This window comes from Micromonospora haikouensis, assembly GCF_900091595.1.
Classification (GTDB): Bacteria; Actinomycetota; Actinomycetes; order Mycobacteriales; family Micromonosporaceae; genus Micromonospora; species Micromonospora haikouensis.
Genome location: NZ_FMCW01000025.1, coordinates 1 through 13,579 on the forward strand (window position 1 = coordinate 1; position 13,579 = coordinate 13,579).

At 70.5% G+C, this 13,579-nt stretch carries 13 protein-coding genes and 3 pseudogenes; 12 read left to right on the forward strand and 4 right to left on the reverse strand.

What is annotated here, in order from left to right:
* The first annotated feature begins 577 nt into the window (after nt 1–577).
* Nucleotides 578–823: a hypothetical protein gene (locus GA0070558_RS32975; RefSeq protein ID WP_141722295.1), complete on the forward strand. Its 246-nt coding sequence runs from the start codon at nt 578–580 to the stop codon at nt 821–823.
* A 7-nt stretch (nt 824–830) separates the two neighbouring features.
* On the opposite strand, the gene GA0070558_RS23620 is transcribed toward GA0070558_RS32975, so the two are convergent.
* Nucleotides 831–1,766: an SDR family NAD(P)-dependent oxidoreductase gene (locus GA0070558_RS23620; protein ID WP_091283686.1), complete on the reverse strand. Its 936-nt coding sequence runs from the start codon at nt 1,764–1,766 to the stop codon at nt 831–833.
* Nucleotides 1,767–1,963: 197 nt separating this feature from the next.
* Between GA0070558_RS23620 and GA0070558_RS23625 the strand changes: the two genes are divergently transcribed.
* Together GA0070558_RS23625 and GA0070558_RS23630 are read left to right on the forward strand one after the other, a co-directional pair.
* Nucleotides 1,964–2,782, forward strand: a complete 819-nt coding sequence (locus tag GA0070558_RS23625; protein ID WP_091283688.1) for a helix-turn-helix domain-containing protein — start codon at nt 1,964–1,966, stop codon at nt 2,780–2,782.
* A gap of 2 nt (nt 2,783–2,784) precedes the next feature.
* Nucleotides 2,785–3,114, forward strand: coding sequence for a hypothetical protein (locus GA0070558_RS23630; RefSeq protein WP_141722296.1), 330 nt, complete (start codon nt 2,785–2,787; stop codon nt 3,112–3,114).
* A gap of 35 nt (nt 3,115–3,149) precedes the next feature.
* Here the strand turns inward: GA0070558_RS23630 and GA0070558_RS23635 are convergent, their stop codons facing one another.
* Nucleotides 3,150–3,806 (reverse strand): TetR family transcriptional regulator, encoded by a 657-nt coding sequence (locus tag GA0070558_RS23635; RefSeq protein WP_176734339.1) that lies wholly within the window; start codon nt 3,804–3,806, stop codon nt 3,150–3,152.
* A 96-nt stretch (nt 3,807–3,902) separates the two neighbouring features.
* Here GA0070558_RS23635 and GA0070558_RS23640 point away from each other — a divergent pair, with 96 nt between their 5' ends.
* From GA0070558_RS23640 to GA0070558_RS33525, 4 genes are all read left to right on the forward strand, one after another.
* Nucleotides 3,903–4,883 (forward strand): quinone oxidoreductase family protein, encoded by a 981-nt coding sequence (locus GA0070558_RS23640; protein ID WP_091283692.1) that lies wholly within the window; start codon nt 3,903–3,905, stop codon nt 4,881–4,883.
* A 56-nt stretch (nt 4,884–4,939) separates the two neighbouring features.
* A complete protein-coding gene (locus GA0070558_RS23645; RefSeq protein ID WP_218107066.1) occupies nt 4,940–6,598 on the forward strand; it encodes a CocE/NonD family hydrolase in 1,659 nt (552 codons plus the stop codon).
* A gap of 327 nt (nt 6,599–6,925) precedes the next feature.
* Nucleotides 6,926–7,291 (forward strand): nuclear transport factor 2 family protein, encoded by a 366-nt coding sequence (locus tag GA0070558_RS23650; RefSeq protein ID WP_256092091.1) that lies wholly within the window; start codon nt 6,926–6,928, stop codon nt 7,289–7,291.
* Nucleotides 7,292–7,674: 383 nt separating this feature from the next.
* On the forward strand, nt 7,675–8,214 hold the full coding sequence (locus GA0070558_RS33525) for a MerR family transcriptional regulator (RefSeq protein ID WP_218107073.1): 540 nt from the start codon (nt 7,675–7,677) through the stop codon (nt 8,212–8,214).
* 303 nt (nt 8,215–8,517) lie between these two features.
* On the opposite strand, the pseudogene GA0070558_RS23660 reads toward GA0070558_RS33525, so the two are convergent.
* Nucleotides 8,518–9,036 (reverse strand): annotated as a pseudogene (locus GA0070558_RS23660) (AAA family ATPase); the annotation flags it as partial.
* A 138-nt stretch (nt 9,037–9,174) separates the two neighbouring features.
* On the opposite strand from GA0070558_RS23660, the gene GA0070558_RS33530 reads away from it, so the two are divergent.
* From GA0070558_RS33530 to GA0070558_RS23680, 5 genes and pseudogenes are all read left to right on the forward strand, one after another.
* On the forward strand, nt 9,175–9,384 hold the full coding sequence (locus GA0070558_RS33530; RefSeq protein ID WP_218107067.1) for a hypothetical protein: 210 nt from the start codon (nt 9,175–9,177) through the stop codon (nt 9,382–9,384).
* Nucleotides 9,357–10,055 carry a DUF4304 domain-containing protein gene (locus GA0070558_RS23665; protein WP_176734341.1) on the forward strand — a complete coding sequence of 233 codons (699 nt, stop codon included), beginning with the start codon at nt 9,357–9,359 and terminating at the stop codon, nt 10,053–10,055. Before GA0070558_RS33530 ends, GA0070558_RS23665 begins: the two co-directional genes overlap by 28 nt.
* 612 nt (nt 10,056–10,667) lie before the next feature.
* Nucleotides 10,668–11,060 (forward strand): annotated as a pseudogene (locus GA0070558_RS23670) (enolase C-terminal domain-like protein); the annotation flags it as partial.
* Nucleotides 11,057–11,899 carry an amidohydrolase family protein gene (locus GA0070558_RS23675; protein ID WP_091283699.1) on the forward strand — a complete coding sequence of 281 codons (843 nt, stop codon included), beginning with the start codon at nt 11,057–11,059 and terminating at the stop codon, nt 11,897–11,899. The pseudogene GA0070558_RS23670 and the gene GA0070558_RS23675, both read left to right, overlap by 4 nt.
* Nucleotides 11,896–12,723, forward strand: coding sequence for an SDR family NAD(P)-dependent oxidoreductase (locus tag GA0070558_RS23680; protein WP_091283701.1), 828 nt, complete (start codon nt 11,896–11,898; stop codon nt 12,721–12,723). The genes GA0070558_RS23675 and GA0070558_RS23680 overlap by 4 nt, the downstream gene beginning before the upstream one ends.
* Before the next feature lie 27 nt (nt 12,724–12,750).
* On the opposite strand, the pseudogene GA0070558_RS23685 reads toward GA0070558_RS23680, so the two are convergent.
* A pseudogene (locus GA0070558_RS23685) lies at nt 12,751–13,511 on the reverse strand (sulfotransferase family protein).
* Between the last annotated feature and the right edge of the window lie 68 nt (nt 13,512–13,579).

A 13,579-nucleotide genomic window follows, 5' to 3' on the forward strand; every position in this document is an offset into this window, starting at 1 on the left:
CCGCATGTCGTTCACACAGGGCGTCCGGGTCGTCCGCCGCCAGGTCACCGACCAGGCGGCCATCACCCCCTGAGCGCCTGAACACCGCCATTGCCGACACCATCGCCGAACTCCTGCACCACCGGCTACCGCCACGCCGACACCGCACCTGCCCCCGCGCGATCAAACGCGCCCGCCACAACTCCTACCGCGTCAAACGCCCCGCCGACCGCAACACCCGCCACCCCAGACCACCCACACCCCGCCTGGCCTGCCCAAACACCCTTATCTGAACGGCATTGCGTCAGGAACCGGCTACATGGTCGACGTCTCCCGGGGTGATCAGGAGTTCTCCTGGAGTGGCCTGGCCGGAACGATGATCGAGGGTGGTCTCGACGGTGCCGCGTCCGCTGGTCTCGGGCGGCTCGGGGGAGCGCTCGGGACCCGGGCGCTCGGCGGGGCGGCCGGCCGGCTGCCGAGCCTGGGCAGTCGGATGCCTGGCGGCAGCGGGGTGAAGGCTGGTGGGGGCTCTTCGGCCCGTGCCGCAGCGACCAGGAGCGGCGGGGGCCGGGGCCGGAGCGGTGGCGGTGGTTCGTCGGTGCGTACGGTCGATCGGTCCTCGGGTGGTGGCTCGCCGTCGGCGGGTTCGGGTCGTCGGCAGGAGAACTGCCACAGCTTCGACCCGTCGACCCGGGTGCTGCTCGCTGACGGCAGCGGCCGCCCCATCTCCGCGCTCAACACCGGCGACAAGGTGGTGGGTGCGCCCTGGTCGCCGAGGCCGACCCAGCCGACGGTGGAAACGGTGTGCCGGTTCAGGATTCTCCTCCCTGACTTCGCGGTCTGACGGCCGATCAGCTCAGGTACTGCTCGGAGGCCGTCCAGAGCCGGTCGGCCGCCTCGGGGTCAAGGGCGTATCTCGCGACCGTGGTGACGAGAACCCGGGCGTCGGCGGGACGCTTGTCGACGGGGACGGCCTCGGTGTTGTCGTTGAAGTACCGCCCGCCGATGCCTTCCAGCAGGGGGGACACCGCGGCGAAGATGCTGGTCGCCGCGCCCTGATGGACGTCCTTCTGCTGATCCTGCGGGGTGGCCAGCTTGCCGCCGATGTGCCGCTGCAGACCGGTTCTGATCGCGCCGGGATTGACGGCGTTGACGAGGATGCCGTCACCGGCCCAGCGTTGGGTGGCGCCGACGGCGAACAGGATCCCGGCGGTCTTCGACTGTGCGTACGCCGACAACGGGTCGTAGACCCGGAACCGGTAGTCGATGTCGTCGAAGACGACCGGGCCGAACAGATGGCCGGAGGAGCTGACATTGACGACGCGGGCGCCGTCCGGCGCGGCGGCCAGGGCGGCATGCAGACGCGTGGTGAGATCGAAGTGGCCGAGATGGTTCGTCGCGAACTGCATCTCGCGGCCGTCGGCGTTGCGGGTGAGTTCCTGGATCATCATGACTCCGGCGTTGTTGATCAGTAGGTCGAGCGGCCCGGTCCAGGCATCGGCGAAGGCGGCCACGGACGCGCGGTCGGTGAGCTCGAGCTCGGCGGCGTGCACGTTCGGGTGGCCGGTGTCGGCCTTGATGTCCTCCGCGATCCTGGTCGCGGCGTCGAGCCGCCGAGCCGCGATCGTGACCTCGGCGCCTCGCCGGGCGAGGGTGCGGACCGTCTCGACGCCGATGCCGGACGCGCCCCCGGTGACGATCGCCCGCCTGCCGGTGAGGTCGATGCCCGCGCTGACCTCGTCGGCGGTATTTTCCCTGGTGAAAGGGCTGATGATGGACGTGCTCACGAGTTCCCTCCTGGTGGCGCCGACGGATTCCGGCCACTCCGGGAGCGGCGCCGATCACATGGTGCAACGGGTCCGGGACCTGATCGGAGGCCCCCGTGAGGCAGGGCCCTGTCAGGACCAGGATGAGAATCCGGGTCCGAGTGCCTGCTGCGGTGGGAAGTCGGCGGTCACGCCGCGCAGCGGACTACGGTCGGTGGGTGGACGGTAGGAAACGGCTCGGGGCATACCTGAAAGCGCGTCGCGAGCTCGTCACGCCGGAGGAGGTGGATCTGCCCCGGGGCAGCCGGCGCCGGGTGCCCGGCCTGCGACGCGAGGAACTGGCCCTGCTTGCCGGGATCAGCCCGGACTACTACCTCCGCCTTGAGCAGGGCCGCGACCACAACCCGTCCCCGCAAGTGCTGGACGCGCTCGCCTCGGTCCTCCGCCTCGACTCCGACGCCACCGGTTACCTGCACCAGCTCGCCCGGGCCACCGCCGCTCGCCCCGCCCGCCGGGAGACGGAGGAACGAGTGCCGCCCGGGGTGGCCGAGCTGATTGAACAGCTGACCGTGCCGACCTTCGTTCAGGGGCGCTTCATGGACGTCCTCGCCGCGAACCCCCTGGCCCGGGCGTTGTCTCCGCAGTACCGGCCCGGCGTGAACCTGCTCCGGGCGGTGTTCCTCGATCCCCGGGACAGGCAATTGCACCAGGACTGGGACAGGGCGACGGCGGAATCGGTGGCCGGGCTGCGGGCTGCGGCCGGCGTCGACCTCGACGATCCACGGCTCGACGAACTCGTCGACGAGCTGTGCCGGCGAAGCGACCGGTTTCGCCGGCTGTGGGCCCGACAGGATGTGCGGCCCAAGGTCGGCGGCTTCAGCCACATGCTCCACCCGGTCGTGGGGCCGCTGAAGCTGCGACACGAGAAGTTCACGGTGAACGGCGCCGACGGCCAGCTCATGGTGATGTACCACGCCGAACCCGGTTCTCCGTCACACGCCGCGCTCCGCCGCTTGGAGGAGCCGGGAGCAAGATAGGCGTGGCCCGCTCGTACCGCTGGTGGTCTACCGCTGCGCGAACGCGGATCCGGCGCGTATCGCGCGGCGTCGGCCCGGTGGCGGTCGGCGAGTGCGTCGGCCAGATCGCCTCCGCCGAGGTTCGCCAACTGCGCGGCATGCATGACGAGATCGGCCAGCGCGGGAGCGGGATCGCTCCGCAGGGCACCGACGTCCACGGGCGCGCCGCGATGACTCCGGTGATCTCCCGGTTCGATCGGATCGGCGATCCGGCCGCTGGTGGCCGACAGCTGCAGGTGGGTGTGACGCCTCGACGACGTCATCGGACGTGTGGCGCAGTGTGGGCGCATTGAAGGGCAACGCCGGGTAGGCCCCGCGGCCGTCCTCATCAGGTGGCAGTGAGCGTCTCGGCCAGTCCGACAGCGGTCGACTGCAGCAGCAGTTGGAGCCGGGGACGGAAGTCGAAGGCGACGTGGCCCCATTCCGGCACCTGCTCGTACAGCGCCGCGAGGGTGGGAGTGGGGTGCGACACCTGCCAGAAGTTGGCGGCGAAGGCGAGTGTGGCCGCCAGCAGCGCCTGGATCTGGTCGACGGTCATGCTGCTCGCCCGGTCCAGGGCGGCCACGATCTCGTCGTAGGCGGCGAAGGCCCTGGTCTTGTACTGCCGGGCGCGCTCGATGTCGACGTCGCCTTCCAGGCTCAGCGTCACGTGGGTCAGCAGGTCGCAGAACACCGGCAGGGACGCGATGGTGTCGGCCAGCACCAGAGCCACCTCGCGCGGCCCGAGGCCGTCGCTGTCGCGCACCTTGTCGGTGATCGCGGCGCTCCACTGCTGCCAGCCGCGTTCGGCCAGCTCGAGAAGCAACTCCTCCTTGCTGGCGTAGTAGCGCCGCACACCCGTGCGGTGCAGGCCGGCTCGCTCGGTGACCGGGGTCAGCGTCACGAACCGGACGCCACCCCGCTCGAGGGCCACCGCTTCGGCGGCCACCAGCAAATCCTCGGAACGACGCTGCTTGTCGTCGATCGACCGTGCCCGCTGACGCATGACCCCACCATAACGCACCTTGCGCTGCGCTACGCCAGGTGCATATGCTGACACCACTTAACGCATCACAAGGTGCGTTAAGCAGGGAGGGCCATCATGAGGGTCGTACAGGTCACTGAGTTCGGCGACGCGAAGGTCCTGGCGCTCACGGAGCTGCCGGACCCCGAGCCCGGGCCCGGCCAGGTGGCGATCGACGTGACCCACGCCGCGGTCGGGCTGATCGACGTCTACCTCCGGCAGGGCCTGTACGACGGTGTGCCTGGCCTGCCGCAGCCGCCGTACGTTCCTGGCCTCGAGGTCGCCGGGACGGTCCGGGCCCTCGGCGAGGGCGTCACCGATCTGACGATCGGGGAGAAGGTGGTGACCCTGTCGGCGTCGGCCACCGGCGGCTACGCATCGGTGTATGTCAGCGACCGGGCCAGGGTGCTGTCGACCCAGGCCTACGACCTCGACCCCGCGCTGGCGGTGGCCGTCGTGCCCAACGCGCTGATGGCCCATGTCGCCCTCACCGGCCCGATCCAGCTGCACCCGGGGGAGCGGGTCCTGGTGCACGGGGCGTTCGGCGCGCTCGCGGCGGCGTTCCCCGGTGTCGCCAAGCAGCTCGGGGCGTCCCGGGTGGTCGGCACCGTGCGCGGTGATCGGGTGGCCGCGGCGACCACCAGCAGGCTGCCGTACGACCAGATCGTCGACTCGGCCGCCATGCTGAGCGTCCTCGACGACGAGAAGTTCGACGTGATCGTCGACCCGGTCGGCGGGCAGGTCCGCACCGAGAGCCTGCAACTGCTCGCCCCGGGCGGCCGGCTGCTGCTGGTCGGCAACGCCAGCGGAGAGTGGGAGCACGGCGTCAACGGCAACACGATCTGGCAGGGCAACGTCATCGTGGCCGGCTTCAACGCCGGTGGCTACCTGCCGGCGCACCCGGAAGCCGTCCCCGCCGCCGCAGCCGCCGCCCTGACCGCCGCGTCCTCCGGGCTCGCCGACACCGAGATCGAGTTGCTGCCCCTCGCGGAGGCGGCGACCGCTCACCAGCGGCTGCAAGAGCACACGGCCCAGGGCCGCGTCGTCCTCGTCCCGTAAGACCGCTGCACGCCTCGGCCCCCGCACCGCCTCGTCCGAATCAACAGGAGACCATCGTGAGCACCCGCCCCAAGAATGATTTCGTCACGAAACTGGCCGGTCGGCTCGGACAGCGGATGCTGAAGCTTCCGCCGGCCGTCACCCGCGAGGTGACGGTGGAACGGGACATCCCGATCACGGTCGAGGACGGCATCACCCTGCTCGCCGACCACTGGGCGCCCGCAGGCTCCGCCGGCATCCCGCTGGAGCAGCTGCCCACCGTGGTGGTGCGGACCGCGTACGGGCCGGGTGGTCCTCTGGGGTGGATGTACGGCCGGGCCATCGCCGAGCGCGGCATGCATGTGCTGATGGTGCGCAGCCGGGGCACGTTCGGCTCCGGTGGCACGTTCCTGGCCATGCGGCACGAGCGGGAGGACGGGCTGGCCACCTTGCGCTGGCTGGCGGACCAGCCGTGGGCCAGGGGCGGCGTGGTACTGGCCGGCTCCAGCTACTTCGGTTACACCCAGTGGGCGGTCGCCGCTGAGACGCCGGTGCAGGTCAAGGCGATGGTTCCGCACATCACGTCGTCGCGGCTGGCGCTGACCCTGCTACGTCCCGGTCGTTTCGAGCTCGACACGCTGACCAACTGGGTGTGGAACACCGAGACGCAGGAGCGACCGCGGGCGTTGCTGCGGTCCATGCTGGGCCTGGACCGCAAGCGCGTCGCCGCGGCGATGAACACGCTCCCGTTGACCGGTGTGGACAAGGCGCTGCTCGGTCGCGAGTCGCCGTTCTTCCAGGAGACGGTGCGTTACGACCAGAACGACCCGTACTGGAAGGACGAGGACCACAGCGGCGCCGTCGGTGACGTGACCGTGCCGGTCAGTTCGATCACCGGGTGGTACGACATCTTCCTGACCGACCAGCTGCGCGACTTCCAGGCCCTGGCCGCCGCCGGCCGCAACCCCCGGCTGACCGTCGGCCCGTGGTGGCATGCCGACCCCGTCGGCATGGGCGCCGCGATCGAGCAGGTGGTCGATTGGGGGGCCGCGCTCGCGCGGGGAGAGCAGCCAGCCGACCGGGCGCCGGTGCGGTTGTTCGTGATGGGTGTCGGCCAATGGCGTGACTTCGACCAGTGGCCGCCGGCGGGGTACCCGCGGCAGCGCTGGCACCTGCGCTCCGGCGGCGCGCTGGAGCGGGGTGTGAACCCGGCCTCGCCGCCGAGCACCTTCACCTACGACCCGAACGACCCGACCCCGTCGGTGGGCGGGCCGAAGCTGGACGGTAACGGTCCCGGCCCCAAGGACAACCGGTCGCTGGAGAAGCGGGCGGACGTGCTGACCTTCACCTCACCGGTGCTCGAGTCCGACCTGGAGGTTGTCGGGCAGGTCACGGCGCAGGTGTGGCTGCGCGCCGACCGGCCCAGCAATGACCTGTTCGTCCGGCTGTGCGACGTCGACGAGCGCGGCAAGTCGATCAACGTGTGCGACGACCTGGTCACCGTTCGGCCCGACGGCACGACCGAGGTGACCGTGGAGCTGTCCCCCACCGCGTACGTCTTCCGGCGCGGTCACCGCCTGCGCGTTCAGGTGTCCGCCGGGGCGTTTCCCCGGTTCGCCCGCAACCTCGGCGGGGACGAGCCGATCGCGACCGCCACGACCGCCCACGTCACCCACCTCGAGATCCTGCACGATGGCGTTCACCCCTCCGCGATCCTGTTGCCGGCGAAGGCCTGACCCGGCCCTCAGCCGGTGGTCTCGCGTGCCTGGCTCGCGCACGGACCGGTCGGACGCGCCGGGCTCGCGTTCACCGTCCGCACCGGCGTGGCAGGCGTCCGCAGCCCCGGCGGGAAAAGACTGCGGACCGTGACGGCCACCGCCGTAGGCGACGATCTCGGTCGCGCCCACACGGCCCGCAGCCTCGCCGGTGCGGAACTGATGCGGGGCCGTGCGGACTCCGCGGCGCGGTTGCTCCGCCAGTCCCCAGACCCCCGCGTCAGGGGTCGGCGTGACTCCGACCGGCCTCCTTGACCCTCCCCCGGAGGGAGACCTGATGGTTGGGGCATGGAGATGCGCTCGAAGCGGGCAACGGCGTTGAACTGGGACGATCTGCCGGCGGCGATCACGGGGTTCCTTCCCACGCATGAGGCCCGGGAGGCGGACGCCGCCGTCGGCGCGTTCGCCGCGGACGCGGTGGTGACGGATGAGGGCCGTAGCCACCGGGGTGCGGCGGAGATCCGGAACTGGCTGGTCAACGGGGGAAGTGAGTACACGTACACCACGGAGTTCGTCGGTGCTCACCAGGTCGGTGAGGGGCGGTTCGACGTGGCGCAGCACCTGGAGGGTGACTTCCCGGGCGGCTCCGCGGATTTGCACTACCGGTTCGTCCTGGCCGGAGACCTGATCGCCCGGCTCACGATCGAACCGTGAGCCCCACACCGCCCGACAGGTGCGCAAGATCGGCGCAGCACCGCGGGCCCGCGTCCACCCCGGCGCCTGCCGTACCTCGGGCTGACTGTCGAATGACCTGACCGCGCCATGCCGGACTGCCGCGCGCGGACACAGGCGAATGACTGATTCGGCACGAAGCCCGAGAGCCGACTCTGGGTTCGGCAGCGCCCGTCGCGACCGCGGCGCCCGCGGAACCCGGGACCCGCGAAGACGAACGGGCTGAGCCCACCGGCACGGTCCGCACCTTCTCGGGAGGCGAACCGCAGGCGGATCGGAGCCGGACTCGACCGGTTGCGCGAGTCCGTCGCCCCGGCGTACGGAATGATGAGATGCACGCCTGGTGCGAGACGGGTGCGGTGGTGATGCGAAAAGGCTTGACCATCGGCGAGTTCGCCACCATGAGTCACCTCAGCGTGCGAACCCTGCGCCGGTACCACGAGGCCGGGCTGTTGGTGCCGGCCACCGTCGACCCGTACACGGGTTACCGGTACTACCAACCCGAGCAGATCGCGACCGCGCAGGTCATCCACCGGCTCCGGCAGCTCGACGTGCCCCTGGCCGAGGTCAGGTCGATCCTCGACACCGACGACCCGCAACGGCGCACCGAACTCGTCGCGGGCCACCTGCGGCGACTCGAGGCCGAGTCGGACCGCACACGAGCCGCCGTCGTGTCGCTCCGCCAGCTGCTGCGTCCGGACGCGGCCGTACCCGAGATCGAACTGCGTTCCGTCCCCGCCCGGACCGTGGTCGCCATCCGCGCCCAGGTCCGACAGGAGAACGCGCTCGCCTGGTTCGACACGGCGATGACCGAGCTGGACGAGTCCTTCCCGCCGACCGAACGCACCGGGCCCCCGGCGGGCGGTACGCCAACGAACTGTTCACCGACGGCATCGGCCGCATGACGGTCTTCCGGCCGGTCCGCAGCCCGCGCGCGAGTGGCCGGATCGAGGTTGTCGAGTTGCCGCCCGCCGACCTCGCCGTCACGGTCCACCAGGGGTCACACGACGACATCGACGTCACCTACGGCCGCCTGGGCGGCCCTACTCGCCACAGCCTGATCGGGCGTCGTCGGGAGCCCGCCGCCGTTCGGCGACTGCGGGACCGCGCGGTCGCCGGTGCGGGCGGACACCTGACCCTGGCCATGGCCTTCCTGCCCCGGCTTCGGTCGTGCTCGGACCTGGGCCCGCCGAATCTGCCTTGAGGACGCCGAGGGTCGCATCCAGCCGGCTGTCGAGCGGTCCACTCAGCTCCAGGACAGGAGTGTCATTCCAGGCGTCAAGCGGGTCGTCGTACACCAGTTCCAGGAGCGCGTCGTTCATTCGCGAGCGAAGGCCGGGCAACTCCGCGGCGGGCAGGATTCGCTCGCTCTCCGGCGTGATCACCGCGATGATCAGTAGATCGAGAGTCGCGAACGCGAGGCGCAACGTGGAGGCATCGGCCTGCTCCGCCGGGTCCGCTCCGTTGGCGGCCAGGTATGCGAGATAGTCGAGCGGTGTCCGGTCGAAGACGGCCCTGGATGTTGACGGCGACTGCAGGCTCCGAATCGAGCAGGCCAACATCGCCCGGTAATCCTCCGATGACGGTGGGAGAGCGAAGTCGTACCCCTGCTCTTCCAGGAGGTAATACGGCTCGTCGACCATGACGTGGCCCGGCAGGCGCGCACACAGCGCTTCGGCCAGGGTGGTCTTTCCGATCCCATGCGTCCCGGAGATCGCGACCCTCATCCGCGCTACCACCCTTCGACGATTCTCGGCGATCATAGGCTCGCAGCAGCACGGTTGAACCTTCGTGCCGGCACGACGATGTCGAGGCGGAGCATCCGGTCGCTACGGCCGGAGGTGGCCCGGTGCTTGTCGGGCGGGATGGCCGCGACCAACGAGTTCCTCGACGGTGCCTTGGTCGAGGAACTCGACTGGGCATGCCATGCACTCACCGCGTTGGCGGAATTCCGGCTCGACCGCCAGGAGCCGCAAGATGTGGACGAAGGCATTCTGAGGGAGATCAGCTTGGCGCGGTACCAACTGCCACGAGAGTGGGAGGGGCGATGTCTGGGCACCTGGCGCGCAATCTGAGCCGAACGCTCTGCCGGGAGTTCGTCGATCCGGTTATGGCAGAGCACGGCCTGGTAAGCGGGGCGGGACACGTCTACCGCCGGGTCGAAGACGACGGGGATGCTCTCGTCGTGGAGTTCCAGCGTTCCTCGTCGTCGACGAGGAACGCGTATCTCTTCTACGTCAACGTGGCTGTCGTGCCGTATCCGTGGTTGCTGCACAGGCGAGGCGATTCGACGGCGACCGACGCCGAACTGCCGGAAGTGACGGAGGGCTTGGTCCGCACCCGGTTGGTCAAGCCGAACTCGCTCTGGGCGTTGCCGCGTGAGGAGATGCTCCGCATCCTGACCAGTGGCAGGGTCCCGGCGGGGATCGACTCCGGCGATCACTCCCTGTGGTTGATCGATTCCCCTCAGGCGGTGGTGGGGAAGGGGGCGACCCTGCGCACCCTGTTGGCGGAGAAGATCGCGGAGTTCGCTCCGCTGCTGGACCGCGGCGTTCTCAAGGAGCGGCTCCGGTCGGGCGCCACGCTGCCAGGTGACTGTCCCCGCGATGCAGCGCTCGCTGTCCTGCTCGCCGATGAAGGACCCAGCGCAGAGTTGGATGGTGTGCTGAGCCTCTTGGGCGACCCCGACTTCTCGTCCTTCGTCGACTGGGTACGACGGTACGCAGCCAGAGCCGAGTCTCGGTGATGGAGGCAGGGGCGCGGCTTGCAGGCCGCGCCCCTGCGCCACGATGACCGCCCCCGGGCTGCGGGGGAGGATCGGCTGTGGTGTTGGCGCCTTCGGGGCCGCCGTCGTGGAAGAGGTGACCACCGCGCCCACCGTCGTCTGCGGCTGCGAGGGCGGCGTCACCACGCGTCTGGGCAGCGGTTCTTCCTCGGGTGGCTCACCCTGGCGACCACCTGCCGCGACGAGCAGTTCGGCCGGTCAGTGCCGCCTTTGATCTCCGGGGTCCTGCTGGCGTAGTCGGTCGGCGTATTCGGCGATGGGGCCGAGGCCGACGTTGCGGCGGCGTCCTTACCGACGTCGCGGCGGGCAGCGGCGAGCCGCCGCGTCGGACGGTCGCCCGGTCCGGGTACGCCACGATCATCGGCAGCCGGTCGCTGGCCGTGTCGTGGTAGCCGTACCCGTTCAGGGTGTGGTGGGCTACTCGTCCTGCCGCCAGTTCTTCTCCGGCACCGCGCAGTGTGCCGCGCCTGGGCCCGCCAGGTAGGCGGCGACCGAGGTCGGCAGCACGTCCGGAAAGTCCACCATGCCGATCTCCGGCGGCGAGCACTTCCACAACCGCTACGAGTACGCCCGGCTGTCGCCGCCGAGGCCGTCGACATCATCCAGCCCGACCTCTCCATGGCCGGCGGCTTCACCGAGGTGCGCAAGCTCGCCGCCATCGCCGACCAGCACGCCATGGTGGTCGCCCCGTACAACTCCAACTCGCCGCTGTGCACCACCGCCTCGGTGCACGCCGTCCTCGGGATGCCGAACTTCAAGATCCTGGAGACCTTCGACGGGCTGCTGGAGGAGTACGTCTTCGACGCCGTGCGGGGCGCCCTGCCGGTGGTCGACGGGCACATCGACCTGCCCACCGCGCCCGGCCTCGGCGTCGAGCTGGTGGACGAGGTGTTCGCCGAGCACCCGCCGAGCCACGGCTTCTGGAACATGTTCGCCGAGGGGTGGGAGAAACGGGACCGCCGATGATCGTCGACGTGCACTCGCACCTGTTCGACTGCCCCGACCACGTCGGCGACCCGTTCGCCGCCGAGGCGGCGCGGGCCCACGGCGGCGAGGTCGACCTGACGGTGCGGTGGTCGCAGTACGCGGCCACCGCACCGGCGGACACCCGCACCGTCGTCGTCGGTGGCAAGGCCCGCCGGTCCGGGCTGTGGGTCGACGACGCGGCGGTGGCCGCGTACGTGGCCGCCCGGCCGGACCGGCTCGTCGGCTACCTCGCCCTGGACCCCACCCAGCCCGGCTGGCGCGACGAGCTGGAGCACGGGCACCGCGACCTGGGCCTGCGCGGCATCAAGCTGATGCCGATGTACGCCGGGTTCGACCCCGCCGACCCCGCCTACGACGACCTGTACGCCTACGCCGAACGGCACGGGCTGCCGCTGCTGGTGCACACCGGCACCACGTTCGTCTCCACGGCGCCGCTGCGCTACGCGCTTCCGGTGCACCTCGACGAGGTGGCCATCCGCCATCCCGAGCTGCGCATGGTGCTCGCCCATCTCGGCCACCCGTACGAGGGGGAGTGCATCGCGGTCGTCCGCAAGCACCGGCACGTCTACGCCGACGTGTCCGCGCTGCACTACCGCCCCTTCCAGCTCTGGCACAGCCTGCGGCTCGTGCAGGACTACGGCGTGTGGCACAAGATCATGTTCGGCAGCGACTATCCTTTCACCACCGTCGACGCCTCGATCGAGGGGCTGCGGGCGGTCGGGCGGGTGCCCGGCATCCCCGGCCTCGACCCGCTCGACACCGAGCAGATCGAGCGGCTGATCCACCGCCCGTCCCTCGACCTGCTGGGGTTGGCATGACCTCCTGCGTACCGCCCTCCTTCGACCTGTCCGGCCGGCTGGCCGTGGTGACCGGCGCCGCGCGCGGGCTCGGGGCCGCGTTCGCCGCCGGCCTCGCCTCGGCCGGCGCCGACGTGGTGGTGGTGGACCGGCCCGGTGTCGACCTCGACCCGGTCGTGGCCGCGGTGACCGGGCGGGGCTGCGCCTGCCACCCGTACCCGTTCGACCTCGCCGACACCGAGGCGATCGCCGCCTGGTTCGACGGGATCCGCCGCGACCGCGGCCCGGTGTACATCCTGGTCAACAGCGCCGGCGTGGCCCGGCTGGAGCACTTCAACGAGATCACCCCGGCCGCCTGGCGCGAGGTGATGCGGGTGAACGTGGACGCCGTCTTCTTCCTCGCCCAGCGCGCCGCCGAACACATGATCGCCGACGGCGTGGCGGGCCGGATCGTCAACGTCTCCTCGAAGAACGGGCTGGTGGCCGAGGCCGGGTTGGCCCACTACAACGCCTCCAAGGGCGCCGTCGAGCTGCTCACCCGGTCGCTCGCCGCCGAGCTGGGGCCGCACGGGATCACCGCCAACACGATCGCCCCCGGCATGATCGCCACCCCGATCGACGGCGGGTTTCCCCTGGACCGGCAGGCGTTCGAGGCCGCCTGGGCGGAGCGGATCCCGCTGCGCGGCGGCTACGGCACGCCGGCCGACTGCGTCGGCGCGCTGCTGTTGCTGGCCTCCGCCGCCGGCCGTTACGTCAACGGCACCCATGTGGTCGTCGACGGGGGAGTGCTCGCCGACCAGATGCCCCGGCTGCGGTTCATGCCGCCCTACCGCAGCAGCCTCTGACCGCCACGGCCGGGGCCGTCCGGGCCGTCACTTCCTCCGAGCCCCGGGTGTCGTGCGGCGCGAGCGGAATCGGCGCGCGGCGAAGGCCGGGCCGGACAATGCGGTCCCTATGGCACGGAACGTGTCCGTCAGGCGACGCCGGGAGAAGGACTTCTTGTCGTTCTTCCGAGGGAAGTCCGCGGCTGGGACGGCGACCTCCAGGAACGAGCACAGCGGGTGCCATCCCTCCGCGACATCGAACACGAGAGGACGTTCGCTGGGAACGGTTCGCCGGACCTCGCTGATGTGGGAGTCGAACGTCGCCAGCGCGTGGTTGCGGTCGAACCGGCTGCCACCGAAGACGCGGTCTGCGATCATCCGATTGAGTGTCGCCGGGAAGTAGCGGTAGGCCGGATTGCGCAGGGCCATGGCGCCGAGGAGGACCGAGGCGAACGGCGAGCGGAGGAAGCGCCAGGCGGCGAAGACGGTCTTCGTCGCACTGGCGTACCATCTTTCCGGATCGCGTACGGTCAATATGATCTTGGCTTCCGGGTAGGCGACGACAAGATCTCGCCAATAGGCGGCGCCGGGCCAGTCCACGGTTGCCTGGTATCCCGAGAAGATGGCGTCCCAGGCGGGCCGAGTGGGGTCTTCGAGGTCGACCCAGGCCTTCGCCCGTTCGGGTTGGTCGGCGATCTCGAGCATGTGGTAGCAGGGGCCGAAGCCAACGTTTCGAGAGCCGCCTTCAACGACTCGGTGCCGGTCCTGCCGAACCCGACCCCGATCACCCGCATCGACATCTGCATCATCCTTCAGCTCGGACAGCCTCATGCGGCTGGACCGGTGAGGCCCACGGCTGCCACACCCGAACTGACGG